The sequence below is a fragment of the Sphingorhabdus sp. genome (assembly GCF_029865925.1).
Lineage (GTDB): Bacteria > Pseudomonadota > Alphaproteobacteria > Sphingomonadales > Sphingomonadaceae > Sphingorhabdus_B.
Window position 1 is genome coordinate 1 of record NZ_JARXAI010000016.1, and the last position, 22,893, is coordinate 22,893.

Annotated in this window: 22 protein-coding genes; 4 read left to right on the plus strand and 18 right to left on the minus strand. The window is 55.6% G+C overall.

Features of this window, described 5'->3' with window-relative positions:
- Positions 1-222, minus strand: a 222-nt coding sequence (locus QE270_RS01225) for an SDR family NAD(P)-dependent oxidoreductase (RefSeq protein WP_300034037.1), incomplete at its 3' end; no start/stop codon positions are given.
- Between the two features lie 181 nt (positions 223-403).
- Here QE270_RS01225 and QE270_RS01230 point away from each other — a divergent pair.
- Together QE270_RS01230 and QE270_RS01235 are read left to right on the plus strand one after the other, a co-directional pair.
- On the plus strand, positions 404-2,083 hold the full coding sequence (locus QE270_RS01230) for an AMP-binding protein (protein WP_300034039.1): 1,680 nt from the start codon (positions 404-406) through the stop codon (positions 2,081-2,083).
- A gap of 166 nt (positions 2,084-2,249) precedes the next feature.
- Positions 2,250-3,098: an aldo/keto reductase gene (locus QE270_RS01235; protein ID WP_300034041.1), complete on the plus strand. Its 849-nt coding sequence runs from the start codon at positions 2,250-2,252 to the stop codon at positions 3,096-3,098.
- 306 nt (positions 3,099-3,404) lie between these two features.
- On the opposite strand, the gene QE270_RS01240 is transcribed toward QE270_RS01235, so the two are convergent.
- The 5 genes from QE270_RS01240 to QE270_RS01255 form a co-directional block, all read right to left on the minus strand.
- Positions 3,405-4,598, minus strand: a complete 1,194-nt coding sequence (locus QE270_RS01240) for a CaiB/BaiF CoA-transferase family protein (protein ID WP_300034043.1) — start codon at positions 4,596-4,598, stop codon at positions 3,405-3,407.
- A 370-nt stretch (positions 4,599-4,968) separates the two neighbouring features.
- Positions 4,969-5,529 (minus strand): cupin domain-containing protein, encoded by a 561-nt coding sequence (locus tag QE270_RS01245; protein ID WP_300034045.1) that lies wholly within the window; start codon positions 5,527-5,529, stop codon positions 4,969-4,971.
- A gap of 50 nt (positions 5,530-5,579) precedes the next feature.
- Positions 5,580-6,131: a cupin domain-containing protein gene (locus QE270_RS01250; protein ID WP_300034047.1), complete on the minus strand. Its 552-nt coding sequence runs from the start codon at positions 6,129-6,131 to the stop codon at positions 5,580-5,582.
- A gap of 51 nt (positions 6,132-6,182) precedes the next feature.
- Complete coding sequence (locus tag QE270_RS10730) at positions 6,183-6,626, minus strand: OB-fold domain-containing protein (protein ID WP_366142246.1); 444 nt, start codon at positions 6,624-6,626, stop codon at positions 6,183-6,185.
- Positions 6,623-7,948 (minus strand): thiolase family protein, encoded by a 1,326-nt coding sequence (locus QE270_RS01255; protein WP_366142247.1) that lies wholly within the window; start codon positions 7,946-7,948, stop codon positions 6,623-6,625. The genes QE270_RS10730 and QE270_RS01255 overlap by 4 nt, the downstream gene beginning before the upstream one ends.
- Before the next feature lie 44 nt (positions 7,949-7,992).
- Here QE270_RS01255 and QE270_RS01260 point away from each other — a divergent pair, with 44 nt between their 5' ends.
- Positions 7,993-8,931, plus strand: a complete 939-nt coding sequence (locus QE270_RS01260; RefSeq protein WP_300034051.1) for a LysR family transcriptional regulator — start codon at positions 7,993-7,995, stop codon at positions 8,929-8,931.
- On the opposite strand, the gene QE270_RS01265 is transcribed toward QE270_RS01260, so the two are convergent.
- The 12 genes from QE270_RS01265 to QE270_RS01320 all read right to left on the minus strand — a co-directional run bounded on the left by QE270_RS01265 (position 8,908) and on the right by QE270_RS01320 (position 20,784).
- Entirely contained in the window at positions 8,908-9,234 is a 327-nt protein-coding gene (locus tag QE270_RS01265) for a hypothetical protein (protein ID WP_300034053.1), read from the minus strand. The genes QE270_RS01260 and QE270_RS01265 overlap by 24 nt on opposite strands.
- Positions 9,231-9,860 (minus strand): 3-hydroxyacyl-CoA dehydrogenase family protein, encoded by a 630-nt coding sequence (locus tag QE270_RS01270; RefSeq protein WP_300034055.1) that lies wholly within the window; start codon positions 9,858-9,860, stop codon positions 9,231-9,233. The genes QE270_RS01265 and QE270_RS01270 overlap by 4 nt, the downstream gene beginning before the upstream one ends.
- A gap of 2 nt (positions 9,861-9,862) precedes the next feature.
- Positions 9,863-10,732: a 3-hydroxyacyl-CoA dehydrogenase family protein gene (locus QE270_RS01275; protein ID WP_300034057.1), complete on the minus strand. Its 870-nt coding sequence runs from the start codon at positions 10,730-10,732 to the stop codon at positions 9,863-9,865.
- 10 nt (positions 10,733-10,742) lie between these two features.
- Positions 10,743-11,909: an acyl-CoA dehydrogenase family protein gene (locus QE270_RS01280; protein WP_300034059.1), complete on the minus strand. Its 1,167-nt coding sequence runs from the start codon at positions 11,907-11,909 to the stop codon at positions 10,743-10,745.
- Positions 11,906-12,634 carry an SDR family oxidoreductase gene (locus tag QE270_RS01285; protein WP_300034061.1) on the minus strand — a complete coding sequence of 243 codons (729 nt, stop codon included), beginning with the start codon at positions 12,632-12,634 and terminating at the stop codon, positions 11,906-11,908. Before QE270_RS01285 ends, QE270_RS01280 begins: the two co-directional genes overlap by 4 nt.
- Positions 12,634-13,401 (minus strand): enoyl-CoA hydratase-related protein, encoded by a 768-nt coding sequence (locus QE270_RS01290; RefSeq protein ID WP_300034063.1) that lies wholly within the window; start codon positions 13,399-13,401, stop codon positions 12,634-12,636. Before QE270_RS01290 ends, QE270_RS01285 begins: the two co-directional genes overlap by 1 nt.
- Positions 13,398-15,062, minus strand: a complete 1,665-nt coding sequence (locus tag QE270_RS01295; RefSeq protein WP_300034065.1) for a class I adenylate-forming enzyme family protein — start codon at positions 15,060-15,062, stop codon at positions 13,398-13,400. The genes QE270_RS01290 and QE270_RS01295 overlap by 4 nt, the downstream gene beginning before the upstream one ends.
- Positions 15,063-15,078: 16 nt before the next feature.
- The gene (locus tag QE270_RS01300; protein ID WP_300034067.1) at positions 15,079-15,858 is read right to left on the minus strand and encodes an enoyl-CoA hydratase-related protein; all 780 of its coding nucleotides are present in this window, start codon (positions 15,856-15,858) and stop codon (positions 15,079-15,081) included.
- Between the two features lie 11 nt (positions 15,859-15,869).
- On the minus strand, positions 15,870-17,099 hold the full coding sequence (locus QE270_RS01305) for a CoA transferase (protein WP_300034070.1): 1,230 nt from the start codon (positions 17,097-17,099) through the stop codon (positions 15,870-15,872).
- Complete coding sequence (locus QE270_RS01310; RefSeq protein WP_300034072.1) at positions 17,099-18,310, minus strand: CaiB/BaiF CoA-transferase family protein; 1,212 nt, start codon at positions 18,308-18,310, stop codon at positions 17,099-17,101. Before QE270_RS01310 ends, QE270_RS01305 begins: the two co-directional genes overlap by 1 nt.
- Positions 18,311-18,313: 3 nt before the next feature.
- The gene (locus tag QE270_RS01315) at positions 18,314-19,534 is read right to left on the minus strand and encodes an amidohydrolase family protein (RefSeq protein WP_300034074.1); all 1,221 of its coding nucleotides are present in this window, start codon (positions 19,532-19,534) and stop codon (positions 18,314-18,316) included.
- Between the two features lie 593 nt (positions 19,535-20,127).
- The gene (locus QE270_RS01320; RefSeq protein WP_300034076.1) at positions 20,128-20,784 is read right to left on the minus strand and encodes a glutathione S-transferase N-terminal domain-containing protein; all 657 of its coding nucleotides are present in this window, start codon (positions 20,782-20,784) and stop codon (positions 20,128-20,130) included.
- 164 nt (positions 20,785-20,948) lie between these two features.
- Between QE270_RS01320 and QE270_RS01325 the strand changes: the two genes are divergently transcribed.
- Positions 20,949-22,562 (plus strand): GMC family oxidoreductase N-terminal domain-containing protein, encoded by a 1,614-nt coding sequence (locus QE270_RS01325; protein ID WP_300034078.1) that lies wholly within the window; start codon positions 20,949-20,951, stop codon positions 22,560-22,562.
- Positions 22,563-22,893: the final 331 nt, after the last annotated feature.

A 22,893-nucleotide genomic window follows, 5' to 3' on the forward strand; every position in this document is an offset into this window, starting at 1 on the left:
TCCTTGCTCTACAACAGCCTTCCACTCGGCCCCGTACCGGACGTCCTGCTTGATGAACATCGCATTTTCGCCAAGGCTTTCAGCCAGCGCCTGCCCATCTTTCTCGTTGACGTCGGTCAGGATCACCTTGGCGCCTTCAGCAACAAACATTTTGGCATGCGCCTCACCCATGCCCTGCGACGCACCTGTGATGATTGCTACTTTGCCTGAAAGTCTACCCATCTCTGCTCTCCTGATAAACGCCTGAAACTCTTTTACGAGTTATTTGCTTAAAACAATCATTTGTTTTTGCCATAACCTAATCGTAATGTCAATAGAAGATGCGCACATTCATTCAAGCGAGACTGCGCTTAAATGAGTTAGTTTTCAGAGGGGCTGCAATTGTGCCGTGTAAAGGTTCATAATGACTGATGAGATTTCACGTCATAACAGTCAGAGCTATGTTATCGGAAAACAAGACCCTTTTTTGCCAACGGGGCGAATAGGTGATGCGCTTAGACAGGCAGCCAACAACTGGCCGCACTTCGAAGCATTGGTGTCAGTCGAACAAGGGCTCCGTCTTACTTGGTCAGGCCTGGATAATGCGGTTGATGACTTGGCGGCAGGCTTGCGTGCGTTGGGTCTTTGCCCAGGTGATCGTGTGGGCCTGTGGGCTGTCAATTCTGCTGAATGGGTGATTGTCCAACTGGCCACTGCACGCGTTGGAATGATATTGGTGACAATTAACCCCGCGTATCGCGTGGAAGAATTCAAGCACGCTGTGGCAGCGTCAGGCTGCGCGGCGCTGATCGTCGGGCCAGCTTACAAGACCAGCAATTTTGCAGAGCTGACCTTAGAATCTGAACCAAATTTAGGCAGTGTAAGTCAACAAACGATATTGCCCACCATCCGGGTCGCAATTCAGTTCGGTTCCGAAGTAACGGCAGGATTTTTGGACTGGGATGAAGTCATCGCGGCGGGCAAGCGCAACATTGACATGCTGCACGATAATGACCCCGCAACTTTCAACGAACTAAGCCCAGTAAATATCCAATTTACGAGCGGCACCACTGGTCTTCCCAAGGGCGTGACCCTTAGCCATCAGAACATTCTGCAAAATGGCTGGTTCACTGGTAGGGCGTTAGGCCTCACTGAACGTGACCGTCTCTGCATTCCTGTGCCACTTTATCATTGCTTTGGTATGGTAACCGGGGTGCTGGCTTGTGTAGCGCGCGGCGCCACGATGGTGTTGCCTAGCCCGACCTTCGATGCAGAGCGCACTTTGTCGACACTCGCGGAGGAGGCATGCACCGCAGTTTATGGAGTGCCAACAATGTATGCGGCAATTCTTCGGTTACCCAATTTTGACAGTTATGAAATCCAGTCCTTGCGGACAGGAATAATGGCAGGATCAATCTGTCCTGAGGATCTCATGCTTGACGTCATGACCCGCATGCACGTGTCTGATCTCGCCATTTGCTATGGAATGACAGAGGCTCCAGTGAGTTTTCAAACGTCCCCCGCAGATACAATTGCTGAGCGCACCGGCACCGTCGGGCGCATCCAACCAAATGTTGAAGCTAAGATAATTTCGGAAAGCGGAGAAACCGTTCAATGCGGCGTTACCGGGGAAATATGTGTGCGCGGATATAATGTGATGGTTGGATACTGGGGCGACCCAGCATCAACAGCGACGACGAAAGATAGCGAAGGGTGGCTTCGTACCGGCGATTTAGGAACGATCGACACCAGTGGATTTTTGCACATCGTTGGTCGCATAAAAGATATGGTCATCCGTGGAGGAGAAAATCTCTATCCCAAAGAAATCGAAGAATATTTGCGAACACATTCGGAGATAATGGATGTTCACGTGTTCGGAGTAGCCGATGCGCATTATGGGGAAGAATTGTGCGCGTGGGTGTCGGTTACTTCGACAAGCACGCTGACGGAGGGGGATCTGAAATTCTTCTGCCACGGAAAAATATCTCACAATAAAATCCCGAAATATGTTCACTTCGTGGAGACTTTTCCCATGACGGTAACAGGTAAAGTGCAAAAGCACATAATGCGCGCCGAAATGGAAAGTCGCCTCGCCCAGCCCTGATATGTATCCTGAATCTTGTGCAACAATAAGACCCCACGGCAGAGCCCCTAACCCGAGATGCATATTTAGTAACCAAACACTTGTTTTATCTGGAAAGGCTAGGCAACAGTGCCAATTGTTATGACGACAGACAGGTTGAGGAAGGGACAAGGTCATTAGCGCGCAATTGATACTGAATGATGGTAGGTTGATGCCGCAATTGGGCTTGGGCTTGATGCGCTTCGGTTCAGAATCGGAAACGGCGGCGGTACTAAGTCGGGCCGTTAGCGCTGGTTATCGGTTGTTCGACAGCGCCGCTGTTTATGGCAATGAGCAGCTAGTGGGTGAAGGTCTTCGCCAGTGCGGGGTGGTGAGGCAGGGTCTGTTTGTTACGACCAAGTTGTGGAACACGGAGCACGGTCGCTTAAAGGCCCGCGCTGCGCTGACGGGCAGCCTTGATCGGCTCGGACTTGATCAAATCGATCTATATCTGATCCATTGGCCTCTCCCGATGGAGGATCTTTACGTCGATACGTGGCGTGCGCTGATCGAATTACAAGGCGAGGGGTTGATCGGTTCGATCGGTGTTTCGAACCACACCCAAGAGCAGTTGGTGCGCTTGATTGAAGCAACTGGCGTTGTTCCTGCCGTTAATCAAATCGAGATGCACCCGCGGTTCCAGCAGCACATGCTACATGAATTCCACAAGCAGCACGGCATTGTAAGCCAAGCTTGGTCACCATTCGGCGGCGGCGGTACCGGCGAAGTTCCAGTGCTTTCCGAGCCGGTTCTTATTAAAATTGCTGCCAAGCATGATTGCACAGTTTCACAGGTTATCCTCCGCTGGCTTACACAACTGGGTGCGTCAGCTATTCCCAAAGCAACAAGCATGAAGCACCTTGCAGAGAACATTGGCGCGTTGGCATTTGATCTTGACCATGCAGACATGGTTGAGATCGCCTCTCTAGATAGCGAGTATGGCCGGACAGGGCCCAATCCAATGACCTTCGCCGTAAAAGATTGGTCCGCTTCTTGATTCGCCCTTTCCCTGCATACCTACATTTCAATTCTGCGGCACTAGGTGATCCTAGAACGTACATGGTCAATGTACGGTTCAATTTTTAATCGCACTGTCTAAAACGAATTGATTATCGCCTCGGAGAGGCGATATCGAATATATGGGCGCACTCTTTTGGGCTCTGGCTTTGGTTCCTCTTGATTGCAGCCTGTGGCTCTCCCCAATAGCTTGGCGATGCTGGCTATTCTGATATTGATAATAAGCTTCAGTAAGACAGATCCTCGCATTTTTCAAATCTCAGAAGTTTAAAAAATGTGTGCTTTGTCAAATAGGCATTCCTCTTTCGGCTTTTAGTGAGTGACGCGGGTCGTCGGCCGGATGGGAGTGGCGAGATGGCCCGATGGCATCGGCATCTCCGCCTTCGTAAGAACCTAGCGCTGGAGCTGGGCGCATTGCATGCTTCGATCGAAAAACCGGCGCGATTGGCAATGGGAGAACAGGGATGTTCACGCCGTCCGCAGTTAGGGTGCGATCGAACAACCCTGTGTGTTTGTTTTGCGGGTGGGAAACCGCAGTCTGCAGATCTTCAATCAGCGAACAGCACACGTCCTCGCCTTCAAATGCCGCCATCCATTCGGATGCCGTGCGAAGGACGATCAGGCTTTCAATGGCATTCGTGGTAGTTTCAGCTTGCGCCTGATCGGCGTCTCGCAATTCGTCAGGCAACCCAATAATTCGGCAGAAATTTAGCCAGAACTGCTGCTCCAGTGGCGCTGCTGCGATGAAGCGATCGTCGGAGGTGCGATATATCTGGTAACGGGGAGTCCCGCCCGTTGTGAGGCCACCCTTACCTTCCGGCCATTTTGCAAGGCCCAATCCTTCGCCGAGCGTTTCGTAGGCGAAAGTGTAGAGCGAATCCGCCATCGAAAGGTCGAGATAGGCGCCTTCACCGGTTCGCTGCCTCCGCATGAGTGCCAGCAGGATATTGATTACCGCTGGGTAGGTGCCGCCAGCTATGTCCGCTGCAAGGACAGGTGGAAGACCTGGCTTGCCGTCGGTCCCGACCGATGATCCCAGGAGGCCGCTTTCGGCCATAAAATTGAGATCATGTGACGCCTTGCCGGCCTTGGGGCCGCTCTGGCCCCACCCAGTCAGAGAGCAATAGATTATCCCCGGATTCTTCGCCATTATATCTTCGAAACCCAATCCAAGGCGAGACATGACCCCCGGTCTGAACTGTTCGAGAATGATGTCGGCCTTTTCCAGCAGTGGGTCGAGTCTTGCACGGTCCTCGCTGTCCTTGAGGTTCAGCGTGAGACTTTGCTTGCCGCGATTGAGCATGTGGAAATTGATGCTGCTACCGGCCAGCCGCGGTTGGTAACTGCGCATCTCGTCACCGGAACCTGGCCTTTCTATTTTGATGATCGTTGCACCGGCTTCTGCTAGCATCAAGCTTGCAAGCGGACCGGGAAGAAGGGTGCTGAAATCGAGAACGAGAAGGTTGGCGAGAGGGGGCATGTTCGTTCCTGCCTATGGGTTGTTGCTGGATGGCGATAACTGTCTCGGGTTTCTCGGTACTGCCGCGATCGGCGCTGCTAGCGACATCAATTTTGCGAACGGCCCAGGTTGAGCTCCTCTTTGACACCGTGCCTTGGGGCACATTTTGATGCACGCATGAAGGGAATTCAAAAAGTTGTGTCATTGCTCTCTATGCCGCGCGGGGTCGGGCGCGTACTAGAAAAGATCTAGCAGATATAGAGCTAGGACCAGAAGACAAAATACGCCGAGCAGTATCTCGAAAACAACGATTTTTCCTAGCAGTGAGAGGCAGCGCCCTGATGAGCGTTCCTGTCCGCCGGTTTCAGAGACTTAGCTTTAACCCCAACGATTACCAGCCCGACCCATCGTCGAGGGCTGCCGCTGCGAGAGCGGCCTCAGGCGTCAGCGTAGCCCCCGCTTCGTTAACGAAATAGATATCAAACGGTGCGTCGGCAACCATGAAAATTAGGCAGTCTTCAACGGACGTGCACCGAAAACGGTGAATGTGACCACTGGGTAGCTGAGAATAGGATCCAACCTTCAGGATAACGGGCCGTTCACCCTTCATTTGCGCAAGCGGGGCGCCTTGCAGCACTACCAATTCCTCCGTCGGAGTATGCCAATGGTTGGGTACAAGGCAACCCGACCGCATCCGCACCATCAAGGTAGATGCACCAGTTGCCATATTACCTCGCAAAGGCGCGATAGTGGTGCAGGAAGGTACTCCTGGAACTGCCATGAAGGCTGCATCGGCGGGGCGCTGCAAAAGTATTGCTGGCGTGCCCGACCCATGGGCGGCATGCGCGCCTTGGGAAGCCTCATCTCCCCCCAAAGCTGCCGCAGCATTGGCTGCACCGGCACTCAACAGGGCAAACGCGGCGGCAGTCAGAGCTGAACATCTTATGGTCATGGCAGGTCTCCGGAGGGGTATCTGGTTTCGAGGCGGCAGACGCCTTGGGACTATTTCGCGTGCAGCGCTTGGAACGGCGGTGGCGGCAGGTGATCAGCCGCCCCGTTAGCCTTAGCTGTGCGATACATCCATTCGCAATCGACGAATTCACCAGTTGGCAGCCCGTCCTCGCCGACGCCACTCAGTCCAGCATAGAAGATGACGAAGAAAGTTGCGCCATCGGGCCCGATGGTAGGCTTGTGATGAATGCCGCCCGCTTCCACGATATAGTCGCCCTTGAACATCGTACCATATTCGTAGGAAAAGTCGCCCTCGAGAACAAAGGCATGGGCCTCACCGAAGTGATGGTGATCTGGTGTTTCGAGCCCACCGCGCATACGGATAAGCGCCGTAAACATGCTGTGTGCACGATTGATGTAGAGCAACTTGAACTCGCTGCCTTCCATAGCCCAATCCGTCCAAGGCACTTGCTCGCACCGCACCAGCGATGAACCATCCGGAAAGATCTTCGACATGTAGCGGTCAGCCACTGCGAAGCCGGATCGATCGTTAGAAACATTCGGGGCTCCGGTGCTTGCGGATTGCTGAATAATAGTTGACATTTAATCCTCCTTGATTTTAATCGCATTAAATAAACAGAACGACGAATCACTCTAAACTATATAACTGTTATGTGAACCCCCTTTTTGCCGTGCGCCGAAAAAGGGGCCGTCAGCATAGATGACACTTACAATTTCCACAGCCATACCACACTGCCAAGCCGCTTCGCCAATGAAAGGGCAGGCCACGCGTATACCACAATCCAGATCGACGATCCCGATGGCATAGGGCAAGTCTGCCTCGAAGATAGCCGGACCGGCATGGACCCGCGTCCACGAATAGATCCTTCCCTCGGTTGTTATTTCCTCCCAATCGATCACATCTGTCCAGCAATGCGGGCAGATTGGCTTTGGGGGAAAGCTGTGACGTTGACATCCTAGGCAACGGGTAACAAGGAAGTGGCCTTCGGCAAGCGCATCCCAGAACACACGCGTGAACGCGGTGGCCCGCGGCGGATAGCGGCGACTGTGAGACAGTTTCACCAACGGCATTGTCATTTCGCGGCCTCCAGAACATGCACAAGTGCAGCGTTGTAATTGCCTAGCTCGTTCATAAGGAACCCAATCCTTGCGCTATCAACCTGACGCGGACCAGCGCGACCGCGTAGCTGGTCAAAAAGTTCAACGACGCTGTAAAGCGGCGTGGCGTAGGAGGGGTGGCCTCGCGAAGTCAACCCGCCAGACGTGCCGATAGGTATCTTCCCGCCTAACGATGTCATGCCAGTGGCAGCGGCATGTGCTCCAAGCCCTTTGGGAAAGAAGCCTGCCGCTTCGCTGGCCAACACTTCGACGATGGTGCAGGGCGCATAGAGTTCAGCCAAATCGACAGCATCGGGGCCAAGTCCGGCAGCCTCGAATCCGGCTGCAGCCGCAGTGGCAGCGGCAGTAAAACCGATCATGTCTGCAGGGACATCCCCTATCTGGTGAACACCTTCATGGTGAAAGGCTCGCGACCGGATAATGACATAGGAAAGTCCACGCCGCCGCGCGTATTGCTCGCTAGAAATCACAACGCATGCCGCGCCGTCGCCCCTGGGCGGTACTTCGTATAGCCCCAGCGGTTCAACGATGGAGCGCTGGGCAAGAACTTCTTCCAGCGTGATCGGTTTGCGAAACTGTGCAAGTGGATTATGCGCTGCATGGCCACGGTTCTTGACGGCGACAGAGGCCACCTCGGAGCGACTGACGCCGTATTCAAACATGTAACGCTGCATGTCGAGTGCATACCAGCTAATCGGCGTAAAACCGGCTGGGGCGTGAAAATCAACGTCACCCGTCTTGCGCATGCTCTCCATCATGTGATCTCGAGCACTGATAGCTGTTTCCATATTTATGCCCAGCGCGAGGGCCACTTCCGTGCGACCCAAGGCAACCTCGTCCAGAGCCTTGTCGAAGGCTAGGGCTCCAGTGAGGCCGTTGCCCAAGACCTCCATGACAATGCCGTCGCAGGGAATGCGTAAATAGCTGGTCATGAAAGTGCTGAAATATTGCTGGCGCGTGTAAGGTCGAGGCTGGGCTACAACAATTGCCCCAACCCTCTCCCTCTCGGCACCTGAATCGGCCATGGCCTCGACTACCAGCCGAGCGAGCAGCTCGTGTTCCACCACATGGACTTCTGCATTGGAAGGTGTCTGGTGGCGACCTACCGGTAACGCACTGCAGCCAATGATTACGGGGCGGCAAGACATAAGCGCCTCTCCAATTGATATGTTTTCCAAAGGGGTGCTAGGAGACGTCCTTGTTTTCCCACAATTGCAATCGTCGAGATCATCGTATAGGCGAAATGGCGTTTTATATAAAAAAAATATGGTAGACGCCATAAGAGCGGTTGGCGATAAAATAATCCAGTCAAGGAGTACGCCTTTTGGCCGAATTGTCTCACAAATCGATCATCGAATCCCGCAGATTGCTGTATTTTTTCTATGTCGCCAAGCATGGCAGCTTTAGCAGGGCTGAAGGGGTGCTGGATGCGCCGCAGCCAGTAATTAGCCGTCAAATTGCGAAGCTTGAGGATGAGCTTGGCGTGCAGTTGCTGGATCGTAATGGTCGTGGCGTCACGCTGACCCCGTTCGGCGAGATTCTGCTGCGCCATGCCGAGACCATACTGCGTGAAATGGGTAATGCCATTTCTGAGCTCGACATTGCCAAACGCAAGCCTGCCGGTCAGGTTCGATTGGCTGCGCCTGCTACCTTTATGACTCTCTACATGCCAGAGATTTTGCGTCGGTTCATGGAGGAAATGCCCGATGTAGAACTGGTTGTCACACAGCTCTTGACGGGAGAGATTTATGAAAGGCTGGTCTCCGATTATATCGACATCGGCATCGTCCACTCGATACCCAATAAGACGCGGTTCGAAGTGCGCGAACTGCTGGTGGAACCCATGGTCTGTCTGGTGGCGCATAACCACGCATTGGCCGGAACATGCACCATCACTCGCAGGGATCTGGCCGACCAAAGGCTTGCCGTTCCCTCTTCTGCGCATGGCTTGCGGGACCTGATCGACAGTTACATGGCCGCGGGAGACATTAGTTTTACGCCGCATGTCCAGATCGACAGCGTTCCTTTGATTCGCGAAGTCGTGGCAGAAGGACAAATGGCAACAATCCTGCCGCAATCGACAGCCGCGCTCGAATTTAACGACGGCCGGTTTGTTGCGCTTAATCTGCGTCCGACATTCAAACGCTCGCTCTTTGCCGCGCATTTCAAGGACGCTCGCAACAAGGTAATCGTTGATGCCATGGTCCATCATATCTCGGCAGTAGTGCATGAAAGAACGTCAGCCCTCACCGGCTTGGCCTGACGCTGAAGGCGCTTCATTCATGCAGTCTTCCTGGTAATCATAGTCCGCGTCGCTGCGCACCAGATGCAGCGTCCCGCGGTTGTAAATGACCTCAGTCCAAGCATGGTCGACATATCTGGCGGCGGCGGCAAGATCTTGTGAGGATCGCCATGTCGTCCAAAGCTGGCCGTCAAAATCGATCATAGACTCAATCCGTTCGGCTAGGTGTACCCCAGCTACCCGTGAACTGGCCTCTAGGGCTGCCAATATGCGGGGATCGGCCGTGCCGCGGACGCCATGCTTGGTGCAGGGTGGCAATGTCACTTCGAAGCCCTCTGCCAAGCAATTTGAGCACGTCGCGCTGGGGTGAAATCATTGTCACCAAGGGCGCCTTCCAGGACTGCACTGACTTCATGATGATCTGCCAATCCAGTTCGCGCAAGTAACGCATTAGGCCCTTCGGGATAGCCAAGGCCCAGCATCAGGGTCTTGTCCATGTCCGCCGCTGACGCCAGTCCATCATCCAGACGCCGGAGTACAGCATTGAAATAGGGCCTAATCAAGCGGTTGACAATCCGGCCGGGCCGATCGGCGCAGCATGCCACCACAAACCCGCCGCCTTCGAAGGCCGCCTTCGCCGCAGCGACGGCATCTTCATCAGTCCAATCCATCGAAACCAGTTCAATCAGATTGCTGGGATCGGCTGTTCCCAATCTAAAACGTGCAAAGCCCACAATGCGCGCAGTAATTGGGTCGGCATCCAACCCAATATGGTGGCCCAAGCATTCGTTATTTAGCTCAACTGCTACAAAATCGAGACCGGCTTTTGCCGCACCGGAAATCACATCGGCAGCTGCAGTTCCAGCTAGGACGGTCCCACTGCCTGGCATCGGCGGGACATCTTTGGGGAATGAACGGCTCCGTCCAGTGATGATCACGTTTACAGGCATTGTCAGGCTCCAAACATCTTGCTGTCATCGTAATGGTGAAACCCGCGGCCGCTCTTCTTACCGAGATGACCAGCCGCTATCATGCGCCTGATGAGCGGTGGACAAGCTGCTCGCTTTTCATTGGTAAGTCCGAACATGGCATCGCAAAGCAGTTTCTGCGTGTCTGCGCCCACAAGGTCAAGCAACTCAAATGGGCCCATCGAATAGCCCATTGCCGCCTTCATGGCGATATCAATATCCGCTGCGCTAGCCACGCCTTGTTCCACCAAACGGATAGCGTCATTATGATATGGGATTAGGAAATAGTTGAGCACGAAGCCGGGAGTGTCGCTGGTCGCCACAGGCTTTTGCCCCAAAGCTTCGCAGAACGCCCAAGCCGCTCTCCAAGTTTCATCGCTGGTGTTCAGACCCGGAGACATCTCCACTAGCCTCATCAACTGCGCCGGCAAGCAGAAATGCATGCCAACAAACCGGTCGGCTCGACCAGAGCCTGCGGCGATCTCCGTGATCGAGATTGTCGAGGTGTTGGAGGCAAAGATGGTTTCCGGCGGACAGACTTGGTCAAGCTGGCCGAGCAGATCATGCTTGGCAGTCAGGTTTTCATAGATTGCCTCGATGACAAATTCGCAATCGGCCAAATCCGCGATCCGGGTAGAGCCGATCAATCGGGCAAGTGTCGCGTCGCGATCAATCGGCGAGAGTTTCCCGCGCGCCACCGACTTTTCGAGAAAGTCTCCGGTCTGCCCGTGCGCGCGGTCTAGGGCCTCTCTGCTGGTGTCAAAAACACGTACGGTGAACCCTGCCCGTGCCGCGACTATAGCAATGCCTGCGCCCATAGTGCCGCATCCGGCTACGCCGACCGTTCTTGTCATAGGAAAATACTCATCGCGAAACAAAACTCCTGCCAATGATCTGGCGATGCACCTGATTGGTACCCTCCCAAATCTGGGTAATCTTGGCGTCGCGCATCAGGCGCTCCACTCGGTAATCCTTGCAATAGCCATAGCCGCCGAGCAACTGGACGGCTTCGGTGCTGGCGCGCATTGCAACGTCTGACGCCCGCAGCTTCAGGATTGAGGCCTCGATTCCGAAATCGGTCGCCCCGGCATCGATCATCGCGCCCACTTGCCAAAGATAGCTTTCAGTAAGAACCAGTTCGGCGGCGACGTCGGCGAGAAGGAACTGGATACCCTGAAACTCGATAATCTTGCGGCCCGATTGGCGGCGCTCGTTTATATAGGCGGTGGCGTCTTCAAAGGCGGCGCGGGCGATGCCGAGCGCATGCGCGGCGACGCTGGGGCGCGAGCGGTTGAGCGAAGCCAATAGCACCGTCAACCCGTCTCCTGGATTGCCGACAAGGTTCGCGCGGGGGACGCGACACTCGTTAAAGCGAATGGTCGCTGTGCTGGAGGCGCGGGTGCCCATCTTGTCCTCGTTGCGCAGGACCTCAAGGCCTTCGGTGCCTTTTTCCAGAACCAGAACGCTAATAGCCTTGCGCGGATCTTGAATGTGCGTCCACTTGCCGAACAGCAGGTAAAGGTCGGCGACATCGCCATTGGTGATAAAGGTCTTGCCTCCGTCAATGATGATGTCATCGCCATCTGGCCGGAACGCGGTTGTCATGCCAGTGGCGTCAGATCCGGCCTCTGGCTCAGTAATCGCCAGCGATGCCAGCGCGCCCTCGGCGATGCGGGGCAGGAAACGACTTTTCTGCTCTTCATTTCCAAACTCGATTAGGGGCTTCATCGCATGAAAGTTGGTCGCCCAGATGATACCGGTGGCTGCACAAGCGCGGGAAATTTCCCGCACGCAGGCCAAATAGCAAATGTAAGACAGGCCCATGCCGCCATAGGCCTCGGGCACAAACATCATGTTCAGGCCAAGGGCATTAATGTCATGGACATTATCCCACGGAAATTCTCCTGTCCGATCAAATTCGGCAGCGCGCGGAGCGATGCGTTCTCTTGCCAAAGAGCGAACGCTGGCCAGCACCATCTGCTCGTCCTCAGGGAGGCTTAGGGAACTGTCGAGGCGATCAAATACGGTCAATGGGCAACTCCTTGTGCACCGTCGATATAGATGGTTTCTCCGCTTAGGAAGCTTAGGTTTAAAGCATAGAGCGAGGCCACAAGCCGTCCGACGTCGTCGGCCGTGCCTGGCTCACCACCAGGAATGCGCTTCTCCAGATAGGCGCGCAACGGCCCTTCCAGTACCGTATCACGGTTGAGGTCGGTGACGATATAACCCGGCGCAACGTCAAGCACAGCGATTGCGTGCCTTGCCCATTCAACGGCGAGGACACGGGTTATGGCACCAACCGCCGCCTTGGACGCGCAATAGGCTAGGTTGCGCTTTACCCCGATCTTGTCGAAGAACGAACCGATGTTGACGATTAGTCCCCCCGCCGCCTTCAGGTGTGGAAAGGCAGCCTGGCAACCAATCAGCACGGCCGTGGCGTTAATCGCTATCTGGGCGTTCCAATCAGCAATTGAGAGTTCCGCAGAGGGCGCTTCGGTATGTTGTCCGGCATTGTTCACGATGCCAGCTAGCGGCCTGCCACTCGCTGCACCCTCGATCACAGCCCTCATAGCCGTTTCGTTCGTCACGTCGACGGCATAGGGGATGAGCCGGTCAGCGAGCTCCGGCGGAGCGGTGGGCAGGGCCCCGCTGCGCGAAAGGCACGCCACTGTGAAGCCCGCCTCGGCCAGATGCTGCGCAATGGCTGCGCCTATACCTCTACTGGCACCTGTTACGATCACTAAGGGATTGTCCATCAGCAGTCCTTGAAAACGGGGGGGCGCTTTTCGAGAAAGGCGGCCATGCCCTCATCCGCATCTGCGGTCTGATAGGCCAATGTAGAGAGATCGGCTTCAGTCTGAAGACCTTCGTGCAAAGGGCAGTCCATGCTGCGTCGGACAGCCTCTCGGGCGAGCCCGCTAGCGACTAAGCTGAACCCACCAAGTTCGACAGCGAAGGCTACTGCAGCCTCAAGCAGGTCGCCCTCCACAAGGCGATTGACGAGGCCGATTGCGAGTGCCTCTTCTGCACTAACCATCCGCCCTGTGAGAATTATCTCCAGTGCCCTGCTCTCGCCGACGAGGCGCGGCAGGCGCTGGGTGCCGCCATAGCCTGGGATCAAACCCAGCTTGACTTCCGGTAACCCAAAGCGCGCGCGGGGGGTGGCAAGACGGAAGCTGCAGCTTAGCGCTAATTCGCAGCCACCGCCCAAAGCGAAGCCGCTGATCGCGGCAATTGACGGCATCGGCAGTGTGTCAAGTTTGGAGAAAACGCTCTGACCAAGCTCTGCTCCAGCCTTCTGCGCCGACAAGGTGCGTCCGGTCAGTTCGGTAATATCAGCCCCTGCGCAAAAGGCGCGCTCACCTGCGCCGGTGATGACCAGCGCCCGCGAGCCGGATCGCGCCACTGCATCCAGCGCCTCGCTTATGCTTTCTATCATGCCGAAATTCAGCGCATTAAGCGCATCAGGACGCGAAAGGGTGAGGATTGCCGTCCGGTCACGATAAGTCAGGTCAACACTCATAGAATAACTCCACTTGTGCGCCAGCGCACGGTCTGGGGAGCGAGCGTTCCGGCTCGCAACCATTGAACCAGTTCCCGCTTAAGGACCTTACCGGTAGGACCAAGCGGTAGCCGCTCAGTTTGTCCAAAAAATTCCGGCATGTCATATTTTGAGAGCCCTTCCTCGGCGAGAAACTCGAGCAGGGCGCCGCCGTCGATCGGTTCGGTGCCAGTGACTACAAGGCAGACCTTTTCACCAAGCCTTTCGTCGGCGACGGGCACCGCCGCCGCCTTCGTGACGGCCGGGTGGCGCATCGCCAGATCCTCAATCCGCGCCGGGTGAATATTGTGCCCACCCCGAATGATGATGTCCTTACTGCGGCCGACGATCTCCAAATTACCCTGTTCGTTAACCCTACCCAGGTCACCGCTAAGAAACCAGCCGTCGGCATTGAACGCCCCCTCGGTCGATGCCTGATTGTTGAAATAGCCAAGCATCCGCATCGCCCCGCGACCAGCGATTTCACCAATTTCACCATTAGCAACGGCGACGTCACGGTCATTCTGGTCGAAGATAGCAATCTCGTAGGCAGCGCAAGCCTTGCCGCAGGTGCTGGTAATGGTGTTCACGTCATCATTGGGCAAGGTATACTGGTGCGATCCGTTTTCGGTCATCCCGTATACGTTCTGTGGAGTTATCCCTCGATCCAGGAGGGATTGGGCGGTGACGCGCGGAATGGGTGCCCCAGCTAGATAGAAGACTTTAACCTGGCCAAGGCGGGCCTGGCCACGATCTGCAAGGGCAGCAAGGATATCCATGGCGTGGGTAGGGACCCCCATGACATAGGTGGCATTGGTCTGTTCGATCCAGTCGATTGGGTGGTGCCCCGCTGTCACGTCGTTTAGTACCAGCTCAAACCCGCCGACTAGCGTCTGGCAAAGGGCCACGGTGCCGATATGGTGGCTCATCTGGCTGAGCGTGAGCAATACCGTTTCCTGACCGAAACCCCAGTCTGAGACCATCGCGCGGGCATTCGCTAACAAGGTATTGTTGCTATGCATCACGGCCTTGGGCGCTCCGGTGGTGCCCGATGTAAAGGCGAGATAGACCACCTGATCCGGATCGCTGGAAACTGGAGGTAACGGGGCGCCTGCCTTGTCAGGGTAGGCCATCGCGGGTAACCTAGAGGCATCATCATCGCGCCGCGGCAGAGCGAAAATCGCGCGCGTTTCTGTCTGCGACCTAGCCATGGCGAATATGTCGTCGCGCCCACCACCGGCACCATGGCCTACCTCGGCAAACAGGGCACGCGATGAAACCTGGTCAAGTAGGGTGGCAACTTCGCCAGCGCCATAGGTGGCATGAAGCGACGTGTTGAAGACATAGCCATTGCGGGAACAGGCCAGGAAGATGGCAACGGCCTCTATCCGGTTGCTCATCCAAACCGACACTCGGTCTCCCGCTTTCAGTCCACATTGGTGCAATGCAGCGGCGACCCGATCAGCCTCGGCTAAGAGTTCGCCCCACGAGAAGCGACGGTGATGATCACGCACGGCCGGGGTCTCACCCCGCTCCGCCGCCCAATGCGCAGCGAGGCTGTAGAGTGTGTCATCCTGCCAAAGACCCGACGCGTAATGACGCCGGGCTTCGGCGGGGTTATGAAGGGTGAGTAGCCGATGCACGGCGCCTGTCCTGTGTCTAGCGGCCGAACTTCGAACTGTCCGGCTTCCGCCGCTCCGCGAACGACGCGGACAGTTCCTTTGCCTCTTCGCTTCGCAGATAGCCCGGCAGCAGCAAGTCGTGGGAAACCCGGGAAAGTCCGCTTACGCCGCCATGGCGTGCCCCGAAGGCTGCCTTAATGCTGGCAAGGGCAAACGCACCGCGATCAGCGATTTCCAAGGCATAAGCCCGTGTGGCCTCGGATAAGTCTGCGTCAGGTACGACCTGGTTGATCAACCCGATCGCCTCAGCTTCCTTTGCCGAGAGCTTGGGGTTGCGGAACCACATATCCTTCGCCCGCTTCTTGCCGATTAGGTCTTCAAGATACCATGTGCCATAGCCGGCATCGAAACTGCCCATCATTGGACCGACTTGACGGAACACGGCGCTTTCCTTGGCGATGGTCAAATCGCAGACCATCTGCAATACGTTGCCACCACCAACTGCAAACCCGTTGACGCAGGCGACAACGGGCTTCTGAAGGCGATCAATGCTTTCATACATTTCCAGCGTTGGCAGCACGCCGGCGTACAACCGCGAATCCTGCATGCCGTCTTTGCGCCCACCGATGCAGAAGAACTTGTCCCCAGCGCCCGTTATTACGAGCACCCGCGTGCGGGTTTCGCGGCGCACTTCATTGATGCAGTCGCGAATTTCATGGCACATTGTTTCGGTGAACATATTCCCGTCATGGGGGCGGTTGAGGGTAAGCGTTCCGATTGGCCCGTCTTCGCTGTAAAGAATTTCTTGGTATTTCATCGGATGCTCCTTCAGATTATGCCTGTACGTGACATTGCTTCAATTTCGCTAGATGCAAGGCCCAGCCAGTCACCAAGCACAGCTGCGTTGTCTTCGCCCATGCGCGGCGGCGGATGGTTTGCGGCCTCGCTCTGGCCATCGAACTGGATGCCCAGCCCGACTTGCGGCACGCGCAAGCCGTCTCGGTCCAGCGCGTAGAGAAAACCGCGACGGCACAGCGCCACATCGGCGCCGATTTCGTCCAGTCTGTAGATTGGACCTGCTGGAACGCGGGCGGTCGTGAAGAGGGCGAGCCATTCATCGCGCGGACGCTCAACGAGGCGGCCTGCGATCACGTTGACAATGTCCGCGCGGTGCTGGCGGCGCAGGGCGTTCGTTGCATAGTCAGGGTTCTTGGCGAATTCGGCATCCCCCAGAGCGTCCCAAAACCGTTGCCAGATACCGTCATTGCCGAGGCCTAATGTAAGCGGCAGATCAGCCGTCTCAAAGGGCTGATAGATTGCGATCACGCTGTCACGCCCACCAGAACGGCGCACAGGTTCGCCGGACCCCAAGTGCGGCATCAACCGCGGAGCCATGAAGCGCGTCATGCTTTCGACCAGCGAAATGTCGATCGCCGCGCCTTTACCCGTCCGTTGGCGGCGAACCATCGCGGCAAGCGCTGCCAGTGCGGCATCTTCGCCGGCCAGCAAATCAGCAGCCGGCGTTCCTACCTTCTGCGGTGGACCATCGGGCTCGCCGGTCATGTCCATCACACCGGAATAGCCTTCAGCGATAAGGTCATAGCAGGGCATCTCCGCCCTTTCGCCAGCTAGCCCATAGCCGGTAATCGAGACATGGATCAAGGCCGGATTGGCGGCAGATAGGGCGGTATGGTCGATGGCGAGTTTGCGCTGCACCCGGCCAGTCACATTGACAAGAACGATGTCGGCCTTCTCAACCATCTTCAACAGGGTCGCGTGGCCCGACGGGTCCGTGATGTTTAGGGTCACGGCGAGCTTGTTGCGGTTAACGCTCAGGTACCAAAGAGATTCTCCGCCCAAGAAAGGCGGACCCCATGCCCTACAATCGTCGCCCGCGCCCGGCCGCTCCACCTTAATCACGGTGGCGCCCAGATCTCCCAGCAATTGCCCTGCATAGGGGCCGGCAACCGATCCCGTTAGGTCGAGTACAACGACGCCTTCTAAAAGATCGAGGCCTGCATTAGATTTTAATGGCAGCCCGTCCGCGGGAATGGTCATCAAGCCGCCCCGCAAGCACGCAGGGAAGCAATTGCATCGGCAGACATGCCGAGAATGTCGGCAAGGACTGCATCGGTATCGGCACCCAGAGCTGGTGCTGGACGCATTTCAGGCGCGGGGCCATTGCTAAAATGAGGCTGAATGGCAGGCAGGCGCAGTTTACCGATCACTGGATGATTAAGCTCTGCAATAGCGCCACGCGCAGCGTAGTGCGGGTCAACCGCAATATCAGCGGGCGTGAAGATCAGGCTGTGGGGAACGCCGAACGCCTCTAACGCGGCAGCAGCCTCTTGCGCCGACCTCTCAAGAAACCAATCGATCATCACGGCATTGATCGCATCGAAATTCTCAACGCGCTTGATATGGCTGGAGAACCGCTCATCATCCGCGAGCTCGGTACGTCCGATGGCATCGCACAGGCGCCTAAAGACGTTATTGGCGGCCACTGTCATGGCCACATATTTGTCATCTGCAGTAAGGTAGTGATCTCCAGGCGACGCCGCAAAGTGCCGATTTCCCGAGCGGTTGCGGGGGGTTCCCAGCTTGTCGTAGGCCGTGATCATCACATCTGTGAAGCGGAAGACGGCCTCAAACAGTGATAAGTCGATTTGCTGCCCAGTGCCTCCCCCTCTATCGCGTTCATACAGCGCTATCATTAATGAGAAGGCCCCCAACAAAGCGGCCTGATAGTCTGCAAGGGCCGTGCCTGGACGGATCGGTGCCCGGTCCGCGTAGCCCGTCATGTTCAGGAACCCAGCAAAGGCAAGCGATATGCGGTCATATGCAGGACGTGCGGCATTGGGCCCTGTCTGCCCAAAGCCGGAAGTACTTAGCATAATCAGGCGCGGATTGCATTCGCGCAGGCGGGTATAATCAAGCCCCCAACGCTCCATGGTGCCTGGGCGGAAGTTTTCAACCAAAACGTCTGCATGCAGCACCAACGCGCGGAGCACGTCCTGTCCCTCAGGTAGACGCAGATCGAGGGTGACTGAGCGTTTTGATCGCCCCTCAACATTCCAGTAGAGGCTTTCCTCGCCCACAAATGGCCCAGAATGCCTGATCGGATCGCCAACGCCGGGGGGCTCGATTTTTATTACCTCGGCCCCAAAGTCACCCAACAAAGTGGCCGCCACAGGCCCCGCGATCATTGTACCGAGTTCAATAACCCTTATTCCAGCGAGGGGTCCCCCCCGATCTTGTCCATCGGTCATATCTTAGGCTGCCGCAGCAAATTTTCTGGGAATAGGAATGTTGAAAAGTTTGGCCGAGTTAAGACCGACAATCTTGGCAATCTGCCCTTGGGTAAGGTTCTTGGACCACGAGGCGATCGCTTTTTCACTGTTCGGCCAAGAGCCCTCGATGTGCGGATAGTCATTACCCCAGAGCAGATTGTCTACGCCAACGCGGTCCAACAACTCGATGCCAACGGGATCAGTTTCGAAACTGGCATGGCCATGCATTCGGAAATATTCCGACGGCTTGTACTTCAGTTGCGGTGAAACCCAGAAAGCAAAGCAGTTCTGGCCGTGGTCCATCGCCCACAGGGCGTAAGGAAGCCAGCCTGCGCCGGCCTCGATAGTGGCAAATTTGAGCTTAGGGAAGCGGTCGAATACGCCGGAGCTACAAAGCTGGACTGTGGGCTCCAAAACGGTGTTCATTGCGTGGACAACATAGTTGATTATGGCCCCACCATCGCCGCCGGCCGTGCGGGGATCCTTACCTGTGCCAGCATGGAATGTGACGGGCAGCCCAGTCTCGGAAAGCGCGTCCCACAACGGATCGAACACGGATTGATTGTAGCTTGCACCCTTCACCAGCGGCGGCATCATAACGAACTTGAAGCCGCGATCGGCCGACCGTTCAATCTCACGCACGGCGGCCGGGATATCTGCCGGCGCAACGCAGGCCGACGGGAAGCTGCGGCTGTGGCCACCAAAAGCTTCGAAGGCCCAGTCATTCCAAGCCGCACACATAGCAACGTTTAACTCGGGATCGGGTGACTGCCAGTTGGTTAGCCCCTTGTTTGGAAACACTATCTCTACGTCAACCCCGTCATAGTCCATGTCCCTGTAGCGGTCGGCGCCGAAGCCGCCCTGGTTTTGGAACATTGCCCCCTTCGTCTTGTCGAGCGACGGGCGATACATTTCATTGCCAGCATCCTTGATGAATTCATCGACAGGAACCGAGAGGTCTCGCGGCGCCTCACGGATCATCGACGGCCGAATACCCTCCGCGACGAACCACTTACGTCCCTTTTCGTCGACCTTGACGTGCGGCAGCCGCTCGCGAAAGCGTGGCTCAACCCTCGCCGACCATACGTCGTTGGGCTCATTTACATGACCATCGGCCGAAACCACAAAGAAGTCCTTCAGTGCGCTCTTGTCCGCAGGAACGTCGGGCGCCGCTGCGACATCATGCTTAAGTACTGTTGCCATTTTTATCTCCAATTGTCACATATCTGGTATGCAATTTTTTATCCCATGTCAACGACACTCATGAGCAAAAATCAGAAATTCAGTTGTGCATATTCTGGCTCAGCGCGGTAAATTGGAAGCTTGCCCGTCCACACTAATGGTGCGGATAACGCCAGACTACTCAGTGCCCAACCCGAGCGAGAATTTGCAGTGCTGCTGGGTGCCCGCTGGCGCAGATGAATGGGAAAAGGCCAGTCATACTGCAGGTCGGTTCCAATTCACAGTTACCTCGTGGGCATACTCACCGACTTCGCTGCACCTCAGCTGGAGGCTGTCTCATAATTATGTTTGCCGACGCAGCGTTCTATATATCTTTTTTTCAACGAAGCGCTGGTTGCACTGACTAACGAGGCAGCGCCCGCAGTAGGGGGCACTTGACGACGAGTCGGATTGATAAAAAATAAGAGCTTGCGACAAAAGCGTCTTGTTGAGTTTAAAGATTTTCGGGTCTTCTGATGAGGATGAACATACTGGCGCTTGGAGGCTGTCCGATAATATAGTAGTGAGCGCCTCGGAGGCTGCTCATACTTTAACCGCTCACGGTTCCTTAATTCCTATTTTAGTTCAGTATCGAAATCGACTGTCATTGGCTTTGGGCGACTTCTCTCAAACGATTCCCTGCATTCTAAGCGGCGAACAAGTTTTGCGATGTTGGAGAAGCGTGACGACCAAACTAGCGCTGGTAATTTAGGGATCATCCCTTGTTCGATAACAAATTCCCACGCCAGCACGGTCGTTGCTAATGCGATCTCGCCAAGGTGCGGTCGATCGCCTTCAATAACACTATTTGCCACCAGTTCTTCCGCTGCAGCTAAGCCGCTATTCAATTTTCGCTCCTGCCGCTCTATGACTGCTTGCGCGGGTGCCGGACGATGATGCTCGAAAATCATCGCCTGCGCGACCTCCATCAACCGTTCGCCCAGAACTTGCAACCGTCTCGCCTGCACACGGTCCTCAAGAGGGCCGGGAAGCAACGCGGTTTCTGGGTGAAACCATTCCAGCCAATCCAGAATGAAGCTTGAATCGTATATGGCCTCACCATTGTCCCTCAGCAATATCGGCAATTGCTCCAGTGGGCTGTGGCGCCGCGTCTCGGTTGCTTCAGCCCATGGTAAATCGTAGATTGTCTCGAACGGCAGTCCTTTCTCGTGAAGGGCGACTGCTACTTTGCGGCCATACGGGCTTGGACCGGCGTTCACCAACTTATACATCTTTACGGTCTCCTATGTCGCTGCAAGCTAGCTATGGGCCAATAATCATTGACAATCAAATAAGGGATATACGAAAATCAAATAGGGGATATACGAAAAGTGTATGAGTTGTTATTGGATCGCGGTCGGGCTTGACCCGGGACGAAGCGATGGGAAAGAGACTAATGGATTACGAGTCAACGGACTATGACTATATCGTTGTAGGTGGCGGATCGGGCGGCGCGGTGGTTGCCGCAAGATTGAGCGAAGATCCCGCCAACAATGTTCTATTGCTCGAAGCTGGACCTGCAGACAGCGGACGTTGGATCGATATTCCCATAGGCTTTGCCCGCGTGCTGGCAGATCCGAAATTCATGTGGCATCTTGAAACTGAACCCGAAGAACACCTTAATGGCCGCAAGATATCGGCGCTGCGGGGCAAGGTTTTAGGAGGTTCAAGTTCGGTAAATGGAATGATCTACGTGCGGGGCATACCTTCAGACTATGCCATTTGGGGGCAGATGGGAGCCCGCGGCTGGTCCTTTGATGAAGTACTGCCGTATTTCTGCCGAAGTGAGCGCTATGCCGGAGGTCCGGACGAATTTCATGGGCAAGACGGCCCGCTCGGGGTCGAGACCGCTGGCTGGCAAAACCCGCTGGCTGACGCATTTCTGGACGCTGCTGTAAGCGTCGGCATACCGCGCCGAAATGATTTTTGTCAGCGTGAAGTCGAGGGGGCAGGTTATTACCAGACGACGACGTGGCGCGGCAGGCGGTCGTCCACAGCCAAGGCATTTCTGGATACTGCGCGGAAGCGACCAAACTTAACTATTCTAACCGAAGCGTTGGTTTCAAGGGTCGAATTTTCTGGGCGAGACGCGACCGGTGTCCTGTTTCAACGTGGCGACACAGTTCAGCGGGGGACAGCGCGGCGCGAAATCATCCTGTCGGCCGGTTCGTTTGCCACTCCGCAGTTACTGCAGCTTTCCGGAATAGGTCCGGCGGACCTGCTTCGGGACTTGGGCATAGCCGTGGTGCACGATCTGGCGGGCGTAGGCAGCAATATGATTGATCATATTACCACCAAGCGAACCTTTACGACAAATAGTCCGCACACATTCAACAAAATGATGTCGAGCCCGGTGTCGCAAGGTATCGCTGGCTTGCGCTATATAGCCACGCGCAAAGGCCCGCTGGCAGTCGGTGCTGCACTGGCAGGCGGCTTTGCGCGTACACGTCCAGGGCTTGATGATCCCGACATTCAGATGTTCTTCATGCCCTTTGAGGCCAATAGCTACTCTGGAGAATTGCTTCCTGAATCGAGCTTCCAAGTGGCGTTTTATCAAAACCGGCCAGAGAGCCGGGGCACTGTGCGCATATCCTCAAGCGATGTCCGGAACGCACCGACGATATCTCCAAACTACTTTTCAACCGATCGCGATATGCAAACTGCTGTAGACGGCCTGCGCTTGATTGGCAGGATCTGCGCCGCGGAACCGATGCGGCGTCTTGGCAATAGAGAGCTACAGCCTAATCTAGCCGATGAAAGCGATGAAGCATTGATTGCCTATGTCCGGGAAACAGCGAGCACTGGATATCATCATATCGGCACATGCCGTATGGGTGCGGTGACCGATGGGAGCGCTGTCGTCGATTCCGACCTGCGAGTGCATGGGATCGGCCGATTGCGGATCGCAGACGGGTCGATTATGCCAGCTATCACATCAGGAAATACTAACGCCGCATGCATTATGATCGGCGAACGGTGTGCCGAGTTCTTAGCCAAGGCGGCGCTGTAAGATAAAACTATTTGATCGCAAAAATGCTCGGCTGTGCCAGTAAAGTCAGTCATTCTAGGCGTTTTAAGTATAGATCAACTCGACTTTTGCGCAGCTTCGCGAATGATTGCAACCTGGCCCGCCATGCTGTTTCCATGCATATAGACCCACTTCAAAGCTTCCGATTACGGGCACTCGTCAAAACGGAGGCTGAAGATTGGGATAGATATAACCATGTCTAACGAGTGGCAAAAGAGCGACAGTTAAAAAATATCGCACAAAATGCATATCAGTTATTGATTTTTAGTTTATAAAGTGGTTTACCTTTTTGAGAGATAACCTTGGATCTTTA

Coding starts and splice junctions, on each gene's coding strand:
- QE270_RS01230 (WP_300034039.1), top strand. CDS start 404: ATGACTGATGAGATTTCACGTCATAACAGTCAGAGCTATGTTATCGGA.
- QE270_RS01240 (WP_300034043.1), bottom strand. CDS start 4,598: ATGCCCCCTCTCGCCAACCTTCTCGTTCTCGATTTCAGCACCCTTCTT.
- QE270_RS01245 (WP_300034045.1), bottom strand. CDS start 5,529: ATGACCATAAGATGTTCAGCTCTGACTGCCGCCGCGTTTGCCCTGTTG.
- QE270_RS01250 (WP_300034047.1), bottom strand. CDS start 6,131: ATGTCAACTATTATTCAGCAATCCGCAAGCACCGGAGCCCCGAATGTT.
- QE270_RS10730 (WP_366142246.1), bottom strand. CDS start 6,626: ATGACAATGCCGTTGGTGAAACTGTCTCACAGTCGCCGCTATCCGCCG.
- QE270_RS01255 (WP_366142247.1), bottom strand. CDS start 7,948: ATGGCGTCTACCATATTTTTTTTATATAAAACGCCATTTCGCCTATAC.
- QE270_RS01270 (WP_300034055.1), bottom strand. CDS start 9,860: ATGCCTGTAAACGTGATCATCACTGGACGGAGCCGTTCATTCCCCAAA.
- QE270_RS01275 (WP_300034057.1), bottom strand. CDS start 10,732: ATGACAAGAACGGTCGGCGTAGCCGGATGCGGCACTATGGGCGCAGGC.
- QE270_RS01285 (WP_300034061.1), bottom strand. CDS start 12,634: ATGGACAATCCCTTAGTGATCGTAACAGGTGCCAGTAGAGGTATAGGC.
- QE270_RS01290 (WP_300034063.1), bottom strand. CDS start 13,401: ATGAGTGTTGACCTGACTTATCGTGACCGGACGGCAATCCTCACCCTT.
- QE270_RS01300 (WP_300034067.1), bottom strand. CDS start 15,858: ATGAAATACCAAGAAATTCTTTACAGCGAAGACGGGCCAATCGGAACG.
- QE270_RS01305 (WP_300034070.1), bottom strand. CDS start 17,099: ATGACCATTCCCGCGGACGGGCTGCCATTAAAATCTAATGCAGGCCTC.
- QE270_RS01310 (WP_300034072.1), bottom strand. CDS start 18,310: ATGACCGATGGACAAGATCGGGGGGGACCCCTCGCTGGAATAAGGGTT.
- QE270_RS01315 (WP_300034074.1), bottom strand. CDS start 19,534: ATGGCAACAGTACTTAAGCATGATGTCGCAGCGGCGCCCGACGTTCCT.
- QE270_RS01320 (WP_300034076.1), bottom strand. CDS start 20,784: ATGTATAAGTTGGTGAACGCCGGTCCAAGCCCGTATGGCCGCAAAGTA.
- QE270_RS01325 (WP_300034078.1), top strand. CDS start 20,949: ATGGATTACGAGTCAACGGACTATGACTATATCGTTGTAGGTGGCGGA.